Genomic DNA, 18,716 nt, shown 5'->3' on the forward strand with positions numbered 1-18,716 from the left:
GAAATCAATTGGCGTAAAAATCTATATATTGCCTGGATCGGCTGCTTTTTCATCGGAGCCAGCCTTTCTTTAGTCGTTCCTTTTATGGCCCTCTTTGTGGAAGAGTTGGGTGTTACGGGCAAGGCTGTTCCCCTTTATGCTGGCATAGCCGTTGCGAGTTCTTCTGTGACCTCTGCGATCATGTCTCCCATCTGGGGGAGCTTAGCCGACCGCTATGGTCGAAAACCCATGATGCTTAGAGCCTCCATTGCCATGACACTGACCATGGGAGGCATTGCCTTTGTACCATCCGTCTTTTGGCTCTTGGTCCTACGCTTGCTCAATGGGGTCTTTTCAGGCTTTGTCCCCAATAGTACAGCCCTGATTGCCAGTCAAGTTCCAAAGGACCAATCTGGCTACGCTCTAGGGACTTTATCGACTGGTGTCGTGGCTGGAACCTTGATGGGGCCTTTGATTGGGGGACTCATTGCTGAAAATCTAGGCATGCGCAATGTCTTTCTCTTGGTCGGCTTCTTCTTATTTTTGGTTTCCCTCTTAACCTTCTGGGGCATTGAGGAAGACTATGAGCCCCTTCCAAAAGAAGAACAAAAATCCAGTTGGGAGTTGCTCATGTCCATTCAGCAGAAGGATATTCTCTTGGGCCTCTTTTTGACCAGCATGACCATTCAAATGATCGCCCAATCTATTTCTCCGATCCTGCCTCTTTATGTGCGAGCTTTGGGACAAAGAGATAACCTGATCTTTGTATCGGGGATGATTGTTTCAGCTATGGGAGTCTCTAGTATGCTCTTTTCAGGTTGGATGGGAAAACTCGGAGACCGAATCGGGAATCACCGGCTCTTATTAATCGCCCTTCTCTATAGTGGCTGTCTCTATATCCTTTGTGCCCAAGCGCAATCACCCCTTCAATTAGGGATTTTACGCTTCCTCTTTGGGATCGGGACAGGAGCCCTACTACCTGGAGTTTCTGCATTATTGAATCGTTTAACCCCTCCTGAAGGGATTTCTCGGATCTTTAGCTACAACCAGCTCTTTTATTACTTAGGTGGTGTATTAGGGCCAATGATGGGGTCGAGTATTTTCATGCATTTTGGCTATCATTGGGTATTTTACGGTACAGCCCTTTTGGCTTTTACCGATTTGATGTTCCTCTTATTCTTATTTAGAAAGTATTTGAAAGTGAGAGACGTACGTGCGAATTAAAGTTCAATTGACCTGCACCAGCTGTGGGAGTCAGAATTATTTGACCAGTAAAAATACCAAAACCCATCCTGAAAAGATCGAGGTCTTGAAGTATTGTCCCAAGGAAAGAAAAGTAACCTTACATATTGAATCAAAATGATTTTCATGGTATAATAGTGAAGATTTTAAGGAGTTTTGAATATGAGCGGAGCATTAACAACTATTTTACTAGTATTATCAGTATTGATTATTATCGCAATTTTTATGCAACCAACAAAAAACCAATCGAGCAACGTCTTTGACGCAAGCTCAAATGACTTGTTTGAACGTTCAAAAGCGCGCGGGTTTGAAGCCGTGATGCAGCGTTTAACAGCTATTATGATCTTCTTTTGGTTATTGATCGCGATGATCTTAATGGTACTTTCTAGTAGATAAGATAGGCTCAGACAATGTCTTTGCCTATTTTTATTTTGTAAAACAAAGACACAAGTGGATAGAAAAAAGGAGGCTGGATAACCAGCAAATAAATCAATGAAAACAAGTATTAAAGAATATTTACAAGAGCATGACAAGGCCCAGATCAATGATCTGGCAGCAGCTCTAGGAAAGGAAGGGTCTAAGGATTTCCGTGACTTGGTCAAAACCATCTCTCTGATGGAACGCCGTCATGAGTTGAAATTCGAAGATGATGGCTCTCTTCGTTTGGCTCAAAAGAAGGCCCCAGCTATTACCCTCAAGGGGATCTTTCATGCGCATAAGAATGGCTTTGGCTTTGTCAGTTTAGAAGGCGAAGAAGAGGACCTCTTTGTTGGCCGAAATGATGTCAACCACGCTATCGATGGTGACACCGTTGAGATCGTCATTACCAAGGTGGCAGACCGAAACAAAGGAACAGCAGCAGAAGCTAAGATTATTGATGTTTTGGAGCATAGCATCAAAACGGTAGTTGGACAAATCGTTCTGGATGAGGAAAAACCTAAATATGCCGGCTACATTCGTTCGAAAAATCAAAAGATCAGCCAGCTGATCTATGTGAAGAAGCCAGCCATTCAATTGGAAGGGACCGAAATCCTCAAGGTCGAAATTGATCAATACCCGAGCCGCAAGCACAATTATTTTGTGGCGACTGTGCGGGATGTGGTCGGTCATGTGACAGATCCAGGAATCGATGTCTTGGAAGTGTTAGAATCCATGGACATTGTCTCAGAATTTCCAGAAGAAGTGCTGAAAGAGGCCGAGAATGTTCCAGATGCACCGTCTGCAAAGGATTTAGAGGGACGGTTAGATCTGCGAGAGGAGATCACCTTTACCATCGATGGGGCAGATGCCAAAGACTTGGACGATGCAGTCCATATCAAGCTACTCAAGAACGGCAACTTTGAGCTGGGTGTTCACATCGCAGATGTTTCTTATTATGTTACAGAAGGTTCAGCACTCGACAAGGAAGCTCTTAATCGGGCGACTTCTGTCTATGTGACCGACCGAGTAGTACCCATGTTGCCAGAGCGTCTCTCCAATGGGATCTGTTCTTTAAATCCGAATGTGGACCGCCTGACCCAGTCTGCCATCATGGAGATCGATCCTCATGGCAAGGTCGTCAAGCATACCATTACCCAAACAGTGATCAATACAACCTTCCGAATGACATATAGCGACGTCAATGATATCTTAGCGGGCGACGAAGAAAAGGCTCAAACCTTTAAGAAAATTGTCCCAAGTATTCATCAAATGGCCACCTTGCATGGCATTCTAGAAAGCATGCGGATTCGTCGCGGCGCCCTTAATTTTGATACCAATGAGGCTAAAATCCTGGTCAATAAAGAAGGAAAACCGGTCGATATCGTCCTTCGTCAAAGAGGAATTGCTGAGCGGATGATCGAGTCCTTTATGCTGATTGCCAATGAAACAGTGGCGGAGCACTTTACACGACTAGAACTGCCGTTCATCTACCGGATCCACGAAGATCCAAAGGCAGAAAAAGTACAGAAGTTTATCGATTATGCTTCTAGCTTCGGGATCCAAATCTACGGAACGGCTAGTGAGATGAGCCAAGAAGCCCTGCAAGAAATTATGCGCAAGGTCGAAGGGGAACCCTATGCAGATGTCCTTTCGATGATGTTGTTGCGCTCGATGCAGCAGGCTCGCTACTCAGAGCATAACCATGGCCACTATGGGCTTGCTGCTGAGTATTATACCCACTTTACCAGTCCCATCCGTCGGTATCCGGACCTGATGGTTCATCGAATGGTGCGCGAATATGGAAAATCCCAAGAAGTAGCTGAACACTTTGAACAAGTCCTTCCGGACATTGCCAGCCAATCCTCTAGTCGGGAACGTCGAGCTATTGATGCGGAGCGCGAAGTAGAAGCCATGAAGAAGGCAGAATACATGGAAGACTATGTTGGGGAAGAGTACGATGCCGTGGTTTCCAGTGTGGTAAAATTTGGCCTCTTTGTGGAGTTGCCAAATACGGTTGAAGGCTTGATCCATATTACCAATCTCCCTGAATTCTACCATTTTAACGAACGAGATCTAACCCTTCGCGGGGAAAAATCCGGAGTGACCTTCCGTGTCGGTCAGCAAATCCGAATCAAGGTAGAAAGAGCCGACAAGATGACCGGAGAGATTGATTTCTCTTATATTCCAAGTGAATGGGATGTCGTTGAAAAAGGCCTCAAGTCTAAAGGACGTGACCGAGATGGCAATCGCCGGGATCGCAGACGCAAGGACAAAAAAGTTTCTAAGGGATCAACTGCTAGAAAAGATGACAAGCGGAAAGATTCTTCCTCTAAATCCAAAAAGAAAAAAGGGAAGAAACCATTTTACAAGGAAGTAGCAAAGAAAGGAGCCAAACATGGCAAAGGGCGAAGGAAAGGTAGTCGCGCAAAATAAAAAGGCGAGACATGACTACACCATCGTGGATACGATTGAAGCAGGGATGGTGCTGACGGGGACAGAGATCAAAAGTGTCCGTGCAGCACACATTAACTTGAAAGATGGCTTTGCACAAGTAAAAAATGGCGAAGTTTGGCTTAGCAATGTCCACATTGCCCCTTATGAGGAAGGCAATATCTGGAACCAAGATCCAGACCGTCGTCGCAAGCTCCTTCTTCATAAAAAGCAAATCCAAAAGCTGGACCAAGACACCAAAGGGACCGGAATGACCTTGGTGCCTTTGAAGGTCTATCTCAAGGACGGCTATGCCAAATTGCTTTTGGGGCTTGCTAAAGGGAAACATGATTATGACAAGCGTGAATCCATCAAACGTCGGGAACAAAACCGAGACATCGCACGGGTCATGAAACAATACAATACACGTTAAAGAAAAAGGCAGTTTTGAAACTCGTTTCAGATCTGTCTTTTTTCTTGGAGATGGGCTCTCCTTTTTCCAACTTGTAAAAAGGAATTTTTTTCTGTATGATAAGGGTACAGAAAGAAAAAGGAGAAGCAGCATGACACAAAAATTGATTGCTTACAAGCGCATGCCTATCTGGACCAAGGATACCATGCCAGAAGCTCTTCAAAGAAAGCACAATACCAAGGTAGGAACCTGGGGAAAGATTACTGTTTTAAAGGGTCAGTTACGATTTATTGAATTGACCGAAGAGGGGGAAGAAATCGCGAGCCACCTCTTTGAAGCAGGAGCAGAGAACCCCATGGCCGAGCCCCAGGCCTGGCATCGTGTCGAAGCGGCGACTGACGATGTGGAGTGGTACCTAGAATTTTACTGTGAGCCAAAAGACTATTTCCCCAAAAAATACAACACCAATCCTGTCCATTCAGAAGTGCTAGAAGCAGTGGGAATTGTCCCAGCTGGAAAGGCGCTGGATCTAGGATGCGGGCAAGGCCGCAACGCCCTCTTTTTGGCCCAACATGGCTTTGACGTGACAGCAGTGGATCAAAATGAACTGGCTCTTGAGATCTTACAAAGTATTGTCGCTGAGGAAGATCTAGAGATGCCAGTGGGACTCTATGATATCAATGCTGCAGCTCTTACCCAAAACTATGACTTCATCATATCGACTGTGGTCCTCATGTTTTTAGAGGCTGATCGGATTCCAGCGATTATCCGCAATATGCAAGAGCATACCAATCCAGGTGGCTACAATCTCATTGTCTGTGCCATGGATACGGAAGATTATCCCTGCCAGATGCCCTTCTCGTTCACCTTTAAAGAAGGAGAATTGGCGGAGTATTACAAGGATTGGGAGTTGGTCAAGTACAATGAAAATCCAGGCCATCTCCATCGTCGAGATGAAAATGGCCATCGGATTCAACTTCGATTTGCAACCATGTTGGCAAAGAAAAAATAAAGAAAAAGCAGGATGTTAAGATCCTGCCTTCAGATTGAAGACAAAGTCATATAAAAAACTTTCCTTAGGTGAGTACGGACGTCAGTGAACTTCTTCGAAGTTCCAAGACTTAGTTTTGAGCCTAGGGTCTCAAAACTCCCGAGTGCCTGAAATGTTATTGTTTCAGGCACTTTTCTCACAGCGGAAAGTTTCGGTATTTTCTTGAATCGATTTAAAAATTGGAACTCATTTTTATTTTTTTTTGCAAAATCGCTTAACTTATTTTACTTTAAAGTAATTTGTCTACATTCTAAAAGTAGGATGTTAGGATCCTGCCTTTTTGCTTTCTACAAACAAGTTGGACAAGGTGATCTGAATGTTGTTTATTTGCCAAAAAGAAAAACCTTCTCCATAAAGGAAGGAAAAGGTTGGGGAATTTAGTTCCAGTTAGCAAAGTCGCAGACGCTAAGAATGATCGTACCGATTTCGATTGGCTCTTCCTTGGCACCGGATTCTAACCAGGTCACAATCACAGATTCAATCGTAGCGATGAAAATTTCTAGCCCATACTTGTATGGAACTTGAAAGTCTGAAATGATGTGTTCTTTAGAATGAGGAGTATCGTCTAGTGCATGGAGAGTAAAACTTCTTACCAATTTACGGAAGTCCGAGCAACAGGATTGGGACAATGCATAAATAAAATCATAATTGTCTTTAATAGCAGTCAAGACATTGAGAAAGTTCACCTTGACAGGGCTTCCCTCAACGAAGAGGCTATCCAATTCTTGCATCATGTCCATTTTCATTTGCTCAAACATGTCGTATTTATCGACATAGTGCAAGTAGAAGGTCCCTCGATTGATGCCAGCTGTTTCGGTTAATTGTCGAATAGTGATGCTTTCAAAAGGTTGTTGCAAGAGGAGTTTTGAGAGCGCATTTCGTAAGTCTGACTTGGTTGTTGTTTGTCTTTGGCGTACCATATGTTCCTTTCTGTAGTTGTATAAATTTATTCTTATTTATTTGACGTTAAAATAATTTATCTGTTAAATAATTTCACGACACTAACAAATAGCATTATACTCCAAAAGAATAAATTAGACAACAATTCTCATTTTTGTACAGATAACGAAAAGTGTACAAAAAATTTACAAGTTTATGAATGACGGGCCCTGACAAGATTTTGTGAAAATCTCACAATAATTAGTGATTTAAAATAATTCCCTCCTAAAAAAATGGTCAGGAAATTTTTAGGAAATGGAGGAGCAAGATGGAAAAGGGAGTGTAATAAACAAAAAGAGGCTGGGACACAAGTCCTAGCCTCTCAATTGTTTTTGGATTGTCGAGCAAGACGCAGTGGTTGAGTGGGCTCTACTACACTGATTTCATCAGCTTTTACAGCCCTACTCAACTGTGCGGAGGTGGGACGACGAAATCGAATTCTAACGAATTACCGATTTCTGTCCCACTCTCTCTTTATTTGATAAAAGTTGTCACGATCAAATTGAAATTTAAGATAGTTAAGACAATCGCAACGAGATAGCCTAAGAAAGTATTCCATTTCGCATTGACATGTTCTCCCATGATTTCCTTGTTGGAGGTGAAATAAACAAGAGGGAAAATGGAGAAAGGAAGAGCCGCTGATAGAAAGACTTGAGAATAAACTAGAAGGTCATCAAGGACATGTTCTTGGTCTCCAAATAAGATCGCAACGATGATGACAGGAAGAAGGGCGATGATCCGAGTCATGAGACGCACCACCCATTGTGGCAGTCGGAATCGTAAGAAACCTTCCATAACGATTTGACCAGTTAGGGTCCCAGTTATGGTTGAATTTTGACCACTGGCTAACAAAGCGATGGCAAAGAGGGTGGACAAGAAGGGACTAGCGATAGCACCGGCAATGTGGTTATCCTTGAGGGCATTGTACATGCTAGAAAAAGCACCGATCTTATCCCCGTGACCGAAGAAGAGGGCCGCTCCAAGAATCAAGAGGAGGGAGTTGACGACGAAGGCCAAACTCAATTCAATATTTGAATCCCAGGTCATAAAGCGCACTGCCCGTTTGATATCTGCTGGATCTTTGTAGTCCACCTTTCGCGTTTGCGAAATGGAAGAGTGGAGATAGAGGTTGTGGGGCATTACGGTTGCCCCGATGATTCCAAGCGCCAAGGTCAAGGCTTCATTTCCTTTTGGAAGACCGATTCCCAGCACTTCTTTTTGAGGGAGGAAGCCAGCGAAGATTCCTCCGATATCTGGTTTCGATAGGAATACCAGATAGCCAAAAATTGCAAGGATCGTGAGGATCAAGGTTGATACGATGGCCTCGATCTTTCGAAATCCTAGATGCATGAGTCCTAGTAATAGGAAGACATCAAAGATGGTGATCAGGATGGAAAAGAGCAAGGGCCAGCCAAAGAGGAGGTGAAGGGCAATCCCTGATCCGATGACTTCTGCTAAATCTGTCGCCATCAAGGCAAGCTCAATCACAATCCAAAGGGTATAGCGAAGCCATTTTGGCAAATGATGGGCGGTTGTTTGGGCCAGGTCCTTACGATGGACAATCCCTAGTTTCCCAGCCATTTGTTGCAACTGCATGGCGATCAAAGACGAGAGAAGAACCACTGATAAGAGGAGGTAGCGGTATTGGGCCCCTCCGACCACACTGGTAATCCAGTTTCCCGGATCCATATAGCCGACAGCTACCAGACTTCCTGGTCCTGAAAAGAGTAGAAGAGTCTTCCAAAAGGGGATGCCTTTTGGCACGTCAATAGACTGGTTAATTTCTTGAAGTGATTTCCTTTCAAACTGTTGTAAACTCATGATGAGCCTTCTTTCTAAGAATAAATCAATTTGTCTCCAATTATAGCATAAAATTTATGATATTTCATGATAATGAGGAAGAATTACTATTGTTGATGCCTCGATTTCTTTGTAATCAATTCGAAAAGGACTATAATATAGATAGGAAATAGGAGGGAGGAGAGAGAAAATGGCCTACATCGAAATGCAGCACTGTTACAAGCGCTATACGAGTGGAGAAACGGAGATTCTCGCTAATCAGGATGTTTCTTTTGAGATTGAAAAAGGCGAATTGGTCATTATTTTAGGGGCGTCAGGAGCTGGAAAATCAACAGTTCTCAATATCTTAGGAGGGATGGACACGAATGACGAAGGACAGGTCCTGATTGATGGGGTGGATATTTCTAAGCTCAATTCCCATCAACGAACGGATTATCGACGAGATGACGTTGGCTTTGTCTTTCAATTTTATAATTTGGTCCCTAATTTGACAGCTAAGGAGAATGTTGAGTTGGCTTCAGAAATTGTTTCTGATGCTCTAGATCCGGAAGCTGTTTTGAAAGAAGTAGGACTTGGCAATCGTCTTGATAATTTTCCTGCCCAATTGTCAGGGGGAGAGCAACAACGGGTGGCGATCGCTCGGGCAGTGGCTAAAAACCCTAAAATTCTCCTTTGTGATGAGCCGACGGGAGCCTTGGATTACCAGACGGGTAAGCAAGTATTGGGGATTTTACAGGATATGTCTCGAAAAAAGGGAGCGACGGTCATCATCGTAACCCATAATGGTGCCCTAGCTCCGATTGCAGACCGTGTGATTCGCATGCATGATGCCAAGGTCAAGTCGGTAGAAATCAATGAGCTTCCTCAAGATATTGCTACGCTAGAATATTAGAAGAGGTGGTAGCATGAAACGAAAAGTCTATTGGAAGGATCTATTTGCTTCCTTTACACATTCAAAAGGACGTTTTCTCTCCATCTTAACCTTGATGTTATTGGGAAGCTTGGCCTTGGTTGGCTTAAAGGTGACTACTCCAAATATGCACCGAACGGCTAACCAGTTTATTCAGCAACAAAAAATGCTAGATCTTGCTGTCATGGGGGACTTGGGATTAGACCAGGCAGACCAAGAGGAACTTTTAGGAGTCAAAGGAGCGCGTGTCGAATTTGGTTCCCTGCTGGATTTGACAGTGAAAGGAACAGGAAAGGCAATTCGACTCTTTTCTGCCCCAAAAAGTCTTTCTTCTTTTCGTGTGACCAAGGGGCGCCTGCCCCAAAAAGAAGGGGAACTGGCCCTAGCAAGTTTTTGGGAGGATCGCTATCAGATAGGGGATACCCTCACACTTGAAGAAAAGGCTGGAACGCGCTCTAGTTTAAAGCGAAAGCAATTCACCATTGTTGGTTTTGTTCAATCCTCTGAGATGTGGTCTCAAAAGAATTTAGGCACTGCCATGAGTGGTAGTGGAAATCTAGATGCCTATGCACTAGTTTCAAAAGAGGTCTTTACGACTAAACTTCCCGCGATGGCGCGGATCCAGTTTGATGATCTGAAGTCTTTAGATTCTTTTTCGCAAGTCTACCAAAAAGGGCTCAAAGCTCATCAAGAAGAGTTAGAAAAACTTCTGAAAGACAATGGAAAGGCCCGCTATCAAAGACTCAAGCAGGAGGCGGATGGGCAGATTCAAAAAGGCCAGAAAGAACTCCGTCGTGCCGAGGAAACACTCCAGTCAGCTAAAAATCAGATCGATCAGGCTCAAAAACAATTAGACTTGCAGGAGGCCCAGTTCAAGAAATTAGCTCCATTTCTGCCAGCTAAAGAGCAAGTAGCCAGTCAAGAAAAGCTCCATCAAGCCCAAGAACAAATTGATCAGAAAAAGAAGGACTGGACTGCAGGTGAAACGGAGCTCGCAAAAAAAGAGGAGGAGCTGAAAAAAGCGCAAAGGGAGCGAGATCAGCTGGAAATTCCAACTTATCATGTCTATGACCGCAAGACCATGCCAGGTGGACAAGGTTACTTGATGTATAGCAATGCTAGTAGTAGTATTTCCGCTGTCGGAAATATTTTTCCGGTTGTTCTTTATCTAGTAGCCGCCATGGTGACCTTTACCACGATGACCCGCTTTGTCGATGAAGAGCGAACCAATGCAGGGATATTTAAGGCGCTGGGCTATCGTACCAGGGACATCATTCTCAAATTTGTCCTCTATGGATTCTTTGCAGGGACGATCGGTACCCTTCTAGGAACCTTGCTGGGCCATTATTTCCTATCGGGGATCATTTCCAACATTATCACGCAAGGGATGGTGATTGGAGAGAGCAGAGAGTATTTTTATGGGGATATGACTCTGATTGCTCTTGGACTGTCTTTCGTCGCGAGTGTGCTTCCAGCTTACTGGGTTGCTCGTAAGGAATTAAAAGAAGAAGCCAATCTTTTATTACTGCCCAAGCCACCGGTATCCGGTTCGAAAATTTTTCTGGAGCGTCTCCATTTTATTTGGAAACGTCTGAATTTCACGCACAAGGTTACTGCTCGCAATCTCTTTCGTTACAAACTACGGATGCTGATGACCATTTTTGGAGTGGCGGGTTCTGTTGCTCTTCTCTTTGCAGGGCTAGGGATTCAATCTTCTGTAGGAAGTGTTTCCAAACGCCAATTTCAAGAGATCCTATCTTATGAGTTGATTGTAGCCAAAAAAACGAATGCCTCCTACCAAGAAAGCAAAGAACTAACCAATCGTCTGGCAAAATCAGACATCAAGGATTATCGAGCCATCTATAGTAAGGTCATTGAAGCTTCTTTAAAAAATGGACACGACAAACAGACCGTTACGATGTTGGTTACGGATCGTGCAGATTTTTCTCCCTTTGTCAGCCTGCGTTCTTTCAAGCAAGGGGAGTCCTTGTCTCTAAAGAAAGGGGTTATCATCAGTAGCAAACTGGCACAACTAGCCCAGATTACAGTTGGGGATCGACTGACCCTAGATGGCCACTCTTTTAAGGTGGCAGGAATCACTGAAAATTATGTCGGCCATTTTATCTATATGGATCAGGCAAGTTACCAAAAAATCTACGGAGAGCGGACTTCAGAAAACAGCTATTTGGTACAGCTGCGAAATTCATCCACACAACAAGTGCAAGCAGTTAGTCGGGACATGATGGCTCTTGCAGCTGTGAAGGCAGTCAGTCAAAATGCTTCGATGATTTCCCTCTTTAACTCAGTTGCCAAATCGTTGGACACCACCATGATGATTCTAGTAGTTGTATCGGTTTTGTTAGCTATCGTGATCTTGTATAATTTAACCAATATCAATGTGGCAGAACGGATCCGTGAATTATCGACCATCAAGGTCTTGGGATTCCATAATAAGGAAGTGACACTCTATATTTACCGCGAAACCATCTTATTGTCTATCATAGGGATCCTCATGGGGTTAGTGGGGGGCTATTATCTTCATCAATTTCTTATTGCTATGATTGCACCAGATGCCATTCTCTTTTACCCCAAAGTAGGACTTGGTGTTTTCCTCTTCCCTGTAGGGGGACTGATCCTTCTTTTGGTCCTGTTAGGAATTTATGTTGACCATTATCTCCGAAAAGTAGACATGCTCGAAGCCCTCAAATCAGTAGACTAAGATACAAAGCCCGTAGCTGATAGCGACAAAATGAGTCCTCTAACCTTATTTTTCATTTCGAGCAGCATAGAATTCTCATAAAACTTTCACCCCAGGGTGGAAGTTTTTCTACTCTTTGTTATAATGGATAGTAGGAGAAGATCATGACTAAAATTGCTTTACTTTCAGATATTCATGGAAATACGACAGCTTTGGAAGCTGTCCTAGAGGATAGTCGAAAAGCCAAGGTGGATGAATATTGGCTCTTAGGAGATAGTTTGATGCCAGGAACAGGGAGACGGGCCCTCTTGGAGATGTTAGAGGAGTTACCGATTACGGTCAAAGTCCTTGGGAACTGGGAAGATAGTCTTTGGCGGGCCATGAGGGGGATGCTGGATGAGACCAGACCCAGTCATCGCTACCTCATGCGCCAGTGTCAATATATTCTTGAAGAAATCACGCCTCAGGAAATTGAAGCCATGCAGGAAATGCCCATGCAGGTCCATAGAGAAATCGCAGGTTTAAAGATCGGCATTACCCACCACTTACCTGACAAGAATTGGGGTCGCGAATTGATCCACATTGGTGAGCAGAAGGATTTTGATCGCTTGGTGACAAACCCGTCTTGTGATATCGCAGTCTATGGCCACATCCATCAGCAGTTTTTCCGCTACGGGACAGGAGGAGAACTGATTATCAATCCTGGCTCGATCGGTCAACCTTTCTTTTTGGAAAAGAATCTTCGCAAGGATCTTCGGGCCATGTATGCTATTCTTGAATTTGATCAAATGGGGCTAAAAGATATCGATTTTAGACGGGTGGATTATGATGTGCAAAAAGAACTCCAACTTGCTAAAGACCTCCATCTTCCTTATTATCAAGTGTATTATGAAAGTTTGGTCAATGGCATTCATCATACCCACAATCATGAGCTACTTCATGAGATTGAGCAGAGAGAAGGTCATGATCGAGAAATCGATGCTTGGTTAGAGGACTTTTTTCAATAGTGTAACTATTGACATTACAACAAAAACTAGTATAATAAGGGTAGTAAGAGTCATCTGTTGACAATCGTCCAATAGATGCCACTTTCAGAACAGGCAGAAAGGAGTAAAGACATGCAAATTTCGAGTCGGTTTACAATCGGGACTCATGTCTTGATCATGATCGCTCTACAAGGGGAAAAAACCAAAGTAACCAGTGATTTTTTGGCAGGAAGTGTCGGCGTGAATCCTGTTATTATTCGAAAGACCTTGTCTCAGTTGAAAAAAGCTGGATTGATCCATGTAGCGCGTGGGACAGGAGGAGCTGAACTCGCTAAAGCAGCCGATGAGATCAGTCTGCTGGATATCTATCAAGCGGTCGAATGCTTAGGTTCGACAGGCCAATTATTTGGTTTCCATGAAAAACCCAATCCAAATTGCCCAATAGGTCACAATATCCACCATGTCTTAGATGGGAAGCTCGAAGACATTCAGACTGCTATGGAAAAAGAGATGGCTCAAACCAGCCTAAAAGAAGTCGTAGAAGACGCGCAGAAAAGAATGGACCTCGAATCGGTTTCATAAGAAAAATGAGAGTGGGACAGAAATCGGTCATTCGTTAGAATTCGATTTCGTCGTCCCACCTCCGCACAGTTGAGTAGGGCTGTAAAAGCTGATGAAATCAGCGTAGTAGAGCCCACTCAACCACTGCGTCTTGCTCTACAATCCAAAGACAATTAAGAGGCTAGGACTTTTGTCCCAGCCTCATTTTTTATATTTATTGACGAAACATTCTGTTTACTGCGACTTGGATCTACAAAAGGATTAGTCAAAGTAAAGCAAGTCTTTGCTGGTTTCTGTAAAGAGTCCAAAGCCGTCTTTTGTGACATAGCCGCAGTCTTCGATACGGACTCCGACTTTACCTGGGATATAGATCCCTGGTTCGACTGAGAAGCACATGCCTTCTTCAAGCACCAGGTCATTTCCTTCCATAATAGAAGGGAATTCATGCACATCCATACCGATACCGTGTCCAAGGCGGTGGTTGAAGTATTCACCATAACCAGCTTTTTCGATGACGCTCCGTGCAGCACGGTCAACGTCATGTGCGGTTACACCAGGTTTGATCATATCGATGGCTGCTTGTTGAGCTTCTAACGTCAAGTGGTAGATTTCTTTTTTGAAATCATCCGGTTTTCCAACCGCGACGGTACGGGTCATATCTGATGCATAACCATTGACCATACAGCCAAGGTCAAAGAGCAAGAGAGCATTGTTTTCGACTTTATTGCTTCCAGGAATTCCGTGTGGGTTAGCTGCATTATTCCCCGTCAAGACCATAGTTTCAAAGCTCATTTCATAGCCCAAGCGTTTGATGCCAAAGTCGATTTCTGCCACGATATCAGTTTCCGTTTTATCCAGTGAGATGGCGTCAAAACCCATATTGACAGCCTTATCTGCGTATTGACCGGCCACCAACATCTTTTGGATCTCATCAGCAGATTTGATCAAGCGCATGCGGTTAATCCGTGGTGTTAAGTTAGTAAATTCCGCTTTTTCAAAGACAGTGCGCAATCCATTGTACTTGGTCAGAATCAAGTTATCATATTCAAGTGCAACAGTTTTGGCATCTGGTTTTGCGATAGCCCCTTTAATCTTTTCCCAAGGGTTTTCAGAATCTACATAGCCAACCACTTGGAAATCAACAACTGCAGTCGCCCGTTCCACTTCAAGTGCAGGAACGAAGAGAAGGGGTTCGTGGTCTGTATAGACGAACAAGAAGAGTTGGCGTTCGTGGGGATCACTGTAAAATCCAGTCAGGTAATTGATGGTGACAGGATCGGATACAACAGCGACATCTGTTTTTTCAGTTTCAAGAAAATCGACGATTTGATCTAATTTAGACATAATGCTACCTTCTTTCTATGGATCTATTTTGTCAAATTTTCCCCAAAAAAGCAAGAGTTTACAAAATTTTACCAAAATGCTTGAAAGTGTTTACAATAAGTGATAAAATAGGATTAATTAGAGAGTGAAAACGAAATTTTCAACAATGAAAGGAAATCTTATGAATACAGACGATACAGTTACAATTTATGATGTCGCCCGTGAAGCAGGGGTTTCAATGGCAACCGTTAGTCGTGTAGTAAATGGAAATAAAAACGTTAAAGAAAATACACGTAAAAAAGTTTTAGAAGTGATCGAACGCTTGGATTACCGTCCAAATGCTGTTGCGCGTGGTCTTGCTAGCAAGAAAACCACAACAGTCGGTGTTGTGATTCCAAACATCACGAATAGCTATTTCTCTACATTGGCTAAGGGGATCGATGACATTGCTGAAATGTACAAGTACAATATTGTTCTTGCAAATAGCGATGAAGACGATGACAAAGAAGTTTCAGTGGTAAATAACCTTTTTTCAAAACAAGTGGATGGGATCATTTTCATGGGCTATCATTTGACAGAAAAGATTCGCTCAGAATTTTCACGCTCTCGTACGCCAGTTGTTCTTGCTGGTACAGTGGATGTTGAACACCAATTACCAAGTGTCAATATCGACTACAAGCAAGCGACTGTGGATGCTGTTACACAGTTGGCAAAACACAACAAGAAAATTGCTTTTGTAAGTGGCCCATTGGTGGATGATATCAATGGAAAAATTCGTTTGACAGGCTACAAAGAAGCTTTGAAAGCGAAAAAATTGAGCTACAGCGAAGGACTTGTGTTTGAATCCAAGTACCGTTACGATGAAGGTTATAACTTGGCAGAACGCATCATTGCGTCAAAAGCAACAGCTGCCTTTGTAACAGGGGATGAATTGGCTGCAGGTCTCTTGAACGGCTTGTCTGATCACGGTATCAAAGTACCAGAAGACTTTGAAATCATTACTAGTGATGATTCACAAGTAACTCGTTACACGCGTCCAAATCTATCAACGATTGGCCAACCCTTGTATGACCTTGGTGCGATTAGTATGCGTATGTTGACCAAGATCATGCACAAAGAAGAGTTGGAAGAACGCGAAGTACTGTTGTCTCATACGATCAACCAACGTGGAACGACCAAAAAATAAGGATTAGTAGACTAGAGTCTCGACTTGGGAAGACGTGTCTACTAGTCTAAGAGGCTAGAACAGAACTGTTCTAGCCTCTTTTTTATACTGCAAACAGGTAGAGACTTGCTGGGCACTCTTTATTTCGGTATAATAGAGGGTATGAAAGTTTTACTGTATTTAGAAGGAAAATCCGTCTTACAAAAATCAGGAATTGGTCGAGCCTTGCAGCATCAAATGCATGCGCTTGATTTGGCTGGGATTCCGTATACGACAGATATTTTAGGGGACTATGATGTGGTGCATATCAATACCTATGGCCCACGGAGTTTCCTTTTGCTCCATGCAGCAAAGCGTCGTGGAAAGAAAGTCATCATGCATGGCCATTCAACCCGTGAGGATTTTGAAAATTCATTTATCGGGTCTAACTTTTTTGCGCCCTTGTTTGGGAAGTATTTGGCTCACATGTACCAAAAGGCAGACTATGTGATCACGCCATCTGAGTATTCCAAACACCTGATTCAGTCTTATGGGGTGACTACACCGATTATCGCGGTCTCCAATGGGATTGATTTGGAAAAATACAAGAAGGATCCGAAAAAAGAAGAGGTCTTTCGCAAGCATTTTAAAATCCAAGAAGGTCAAAAGGTTGTCATCTGTGCAGGGCTTTATTTTAAACGCAAAGGGATTGAAGATTTCGTAGAAGTGGCTCGTCGCATGCCGGATGTTCGCTTTATCTGGCTAGGTTCTATCAACAAATGGATCATTCCGCGTAAGATTCGTCGTATCGTGGAAAAGGATCATCCAAGTAATGTGGAATTCCCTGGCTACTTCAAGGGAGCGGTCTTCCAAGGGGCCATGACGGGTTCAGATGCTTTCTTCTTCCCATCTTATGAAGAAACAGAAGGAATCGTTGTTTTGGAAGCCTTGGCCAGTCATCAGCACACGGTCTTGCGGGATATTCCAGTATACAATGGCTGGATCGACGAGACGTCTTCTGAATTGTGCCATAATGTAGACGAATTTGTGGATTCCTTGAACAAGGTCTTGAACGGACAAGTAGACAAGCGGGAGGCCGGTTACAAGGTCGCTGAAAGTCGTTCGATCGACTTAGTGGCTCATCAACTGGTCGAAGCCTATCAAACAGTTTTGGAGATGTAAGATGCGTGTAGGATTATTTACAGATACCTATTTCCCGCAAGTTTCGGGAGTGGCGACCAGCATTCGGACGCTCAAAACAGAATTGGAAAAATTGGGTCACACGGTCTTTATCTTTACGACAACGGATAAAGATGTCAACCGCTATGAAGATTGGCAGATCATTCGGATTCCAAGTGTCCCTTTCTTCGCCTTTAAGGACCGCCGTGTCGCTTATCGTGGCTTCTCAAAGGCGCTTGCCATTGCCAAGCAATACCAGCTGGATATTATCCATACCCAGACTGAGTTTTCACTGGGCCTTTTGGGAGTGTGGATTGGACGTGAGTTGCGGATTCCAGTCATTCATACCTACCATACCCAGTATGAGGACTATGTCCGCTATATTGCAAGAGGCATGGTCATTCGCCCAAGTATGGTCAAATACATTGTGAGAAGTTATATGAATGATCTGGATGGAGTGATCTGTCCAAGTGAGATCGTCTATGACTTGCTCCAAAAATACAAGGTCAAGGCAGAAAAACGTATTATTCCGACTGGGATTGATTTGGCTAAGTTTGACCGGCCGGAAATCACTCCGATAGAGACAGCTGCCCTTCGTGAAAAATATGAAGTCGCAGAAGATGAAACGCTTTTATTGAGCCTGTCGCGGGTTTCTTATGAAAAGAATATTCAGGCTGTTATTGCGGCCCTTCCTGATGTCCTCAAGGTCAATCAAAAAGTTAAGTTGATCGTGGCTGGGGATGGACCTTATTTGGATGATCTGAAAAAACAAGCGGCGAAACTTGGCGTTTCAGATGCGGTTGTCTTTACAGGAATGATCCCACCCAATGAAACAGCTCTCTATTATAAGGCGGCTGACTTCTTTATTTCAGCTTCAACGAGTGAGACGCAAGGTCTGACCTATCTAGAGAGTATTGCGAGTGGTACCCCGATCATCGCTCATGGCAATCCTTATCTCGATCATGTGATTGATGACCCTATGTTTGGGAAACTCTTTTATGAGGAGAGCGATCTGGCCCAAGCGATTCTTGAAGCGCTTGACGAGATGCCTGCAATCGACGAGACCAAGTGGGCAGAAAAGATCGATGATATTTCTGCAGCAACCTTCGGCCGTCGAGTCTATGAATTTTATTTGGATAAAATCATCTCTAAAGACTTCTCAAATGACTTGAACCCAGAGCAAAGTCGGGTTAAACGGATGTCCAAGACCATTGTGAAAATCCCGACCAAGGTGATTGCTCTTCCGGTTAATGGATCTGTGAAGATAATGAAGGCGTCTGTCAAACAGGTGAAGAAAATCCGTAAAATTACGCATTTCTTTGATTGAAAATAAAACTTTTTCTTGCAAAATTTTTCAATCGTGCTATAATAACTGAAAGAGACATATCAAATCTAGGAAATCTAATAGAGAGCGCGTGGAGCTGGAAATCGCGTAGAGGATAGGTTTGGGACTACTCGTATTCTTTTTATGCAAACATAAAACGGTGGCTACGTTAGAGCCAATCAGAGGTGTCCCTCTTTTTTGAGGAACATAAATGAAGGTGGAACCACGTTGCGACGTCCTTTTTGGATGTCGCTTTTTTGTGTTCATCTTCTGCTTGAAGACACCTCTTCCCAAACATTACTTACGAAATTAATTTAA

At 43.5% G+C, this 18,716-nt stretch carries 16 protein-coding genes and 1 pseudogene; 14 read left to right on the forward strand and 3 right to left on the reverse strand.

Going from position 1 to position 18,716, the window contains the following annotated elements; translation table 11 throughout:
• Positions 1–3 precede the first annotated feature (3 nt).
• The 6 genes from NML76_RS05590 (at position 4) to tehB (ending at position 5,495) form a co-directional block, all read left to right on the forward strand.
• Positions 4–1,203 (forward strand): multidrug efflux MFS transporter, encoded by a 1,200-nt coding sequence (locus tag NML76_RS05590; RefSeq protein ID WP_277612641.1) that lies wholly within the window; start codon positions 4–6, stop codon positions 1,201–1,203.
• Entirely contained in the window at positions 1,193–1,342 is a 150-nt protein-coding gene (gene rpmG / locus NML76_RS05595) for a 50S ribosomal protein L33 (protein ID WP_003005699.1), read from the forward strand. The genes NML76_RS05590 and rpmG overlap by 11 nt, the downstream gene beginning before the upstream one ends.
• Before the next feature lie 41 nt (positions 1,343–1,383).
• A complete protein-coding gene (secG, locus tag NML76_RS05600) occupies positions 1,384–1,617 on the forward strand; it encodes a preprotein translocase subunit SecG (RefSeq protein ID WP_003008189.1) in 234 nt (77 codons plus the stop codon).
• 96 nt (positions 1,618–1,713) lie between these two features.
• Positions 1,714–4,074 (forward strand): ribonuclease R, encoded by a 2,361-nt coding sequence (gene rnr, locus NML76_RS05605; RefSeq protein ID WP_254732934.1) that lies wholly within the window; start codon positions 1,714–1,716, stop codon positions 4,072–4,074.
• On the forward strand, positions 4,037–4,504 hold the full coding sequence (gene smpB, locus NML76_RS05610) for an SsrA-binding protein SmpB (protein WP_129824036.1): 468 nt from the start codon (positions 4,037–4,039) through the stop codon (positions 4,502–4,504). The genes rnr and smpB overlap by 38 nt, the downstream gene beginning before the upstream one ends.
• A gap of 130 nt (positions 4,505–4,634) precedes the next feature.
• Positions 4,635–5,495 (forward strand): SAM-dependent methyltransferase TehB, encoded by an 861-nt coding sequence (tehB, locus tag NML76_RS05615; protein WP_045759711.1) that lies wholly within the window; start codon positions 4,635–4,637, stop codon positions 5,493–5,495.
• Positions 5,496–5,911: 416 nt separating this feature from the next.
• On the opposite strand, the gene NML76_RS05620 is transcribed toward tehB, so the two are convergent.
• Together NML76_RS05620 and NML76_RS05625 are read right to left on the reverse strand one after the other, a co-directional pair.
• A complete protein-coding gene (locus tag NML76_RS05620; protein ID WP_070595249.1) occupies positions 5,912–6,454 on the reverse strand; it encodes a TetR/AcrR family transcriptional regulator in 543 nt (180 codons plus the stop codon).
• Positions 6,455–6,947: 493 nt separating this feature from the next.
• A complete protein-coding gene (locus NML76_RS05625) occupies positions 6,948–8,294 on the reverse strand; it encodes an Nramp family divalent metal transporter (RefSeq protein WP_003013089.1) in 1,347 nt (448 codons plus the stop codon).
• 169 nt (positions 8,295–8,463) lie between these two features.
• On the opposite strand from NML76_RS05625, the gene NML76_RS05630 reads away from it, so the two are divergent.
• From NML76_RS05630 to NML76_RS05645, 4 genes are all read left to right on the forward strand, one after another.
• Positions 8,464–9,165 (forward strand): ABC transporter ATP-binding protein, encoded by a 702-nt coding sequence (locus tag NML76_RS05630; RefSeq protein WP_195623471.1) that lies wholly within the window; start codon positions 8,464–8,466, stop codon positions 9,163–9,165.
• A 13-nt stretch (positions 9,166–9,178) separates the two neighbouring features.
• Entirely contained in the window at positions 9,179–11,902 is a 2,724-nt protein-coding gene (locus tag NML76_RS05635; RefSeq protein WP_254732936.1) for an FtsX-like permease family protein, read from the forward strand.
• 143 nt (positions 11,903–12,045) lie between these two features.
• Positions 12,046–12,888 (forward strand): metallophosphoesterase, encoded by an 843-nt coding sequence (locus tag NML76_RS05640; protein ID WP_024055256.1) that lies wholly within the window; start codon positions 12,046–12,048, stop codon positions 12,886–12,888.
• Between the two features lie 111 nt (positions 12,889–12,999).
• On the forward strand, positions 13,000–13,449 hold the full coding sequence (locus NML76_RS05645) for an Rrf2 family transcriptional regulator (RefSeq protein ID WP_024055257.1): 450 nt from the start codon (positions 13,000–13,002) through the stop codon (positions 13,447–13,449).
• A gap of 240 nt (positions 13,450–13,689) precedes the next feature.
• On the opposite strand, the gene NML76_RS05650 is transcribed toward NML76_RS05645, so the two are convergent.
• Positions 13,690–14,772, reverse strand: coding sequence for a Xaa-Pro peptidase family protein (locus NML76_RS05650; RefSeq protein ID WP_024055142.1), 1,083 nt, complete (start codon positions 14,770–14,772; stop codon positions 13,690–13,692).
• Between the two features lie 160 nt (positions 14,773–14,932).
• Between NML76_RS05650 and ccpA the strand changes: the two genes are divergently transcribed.
• The 4 genes and pseudogenes from ccpA to NML76_RS05670 all read left to right on the forward strand — a co-directional run bounded on the left by ccpA (position 14,933) and on the right by NML76_RS05670 (position 18,716).
• Complete coding sequence (ccpA, locus tag NML76_RS05655) at positions 14,933–15,937, forward strand: catabolite control protein A (RefSeq protein ID WP_021153619.1); 1,005 nt, start codon at positions 14,933–14,935, stop codon at positions 15,935–15,937.
• 141 nt (positions 15,938–16,078) lie between these two features.
• Positions 16,079–17,077 (forward strand): glycosyltransferase family 4 protein, encoded by a 999-nt coding sequence (locus NML76_RS05660; RefSeq protein WP_041826399.1) that lies wholly within the window; start codon positions 16,079–16,081, stop codon positions 17,075–17,077.
• Position 17,078: 1 nt separating this feature from the next.
• Positions 17,079–18,401, forward strand: a complete 1,323-nt coding sequence (locus NML76_RS05665; protein ID WP_254732938.1) for a glycosyltransferase family 4 protein — start codon at positions 17,079–17,081, stop codon at positions 18,399–18,401.
• Between the two features lie 112 nt (positions 18,402–18,513).
• Positions 18,514–18,716, forward strand: a pseudogene (locus tag NML76_RS05670) (hypothetical protein).

Source organism: Streptococcus sp. CF8_Ac1-9 (genome assembly GCF_024295565.1).
Taxonomy (GTDB): Bacteria; Bacillota; Bacilli; order Lactobacillales; family Streptococcaceae; genus Streptococcus; species Streptococcus parasanguinis_X.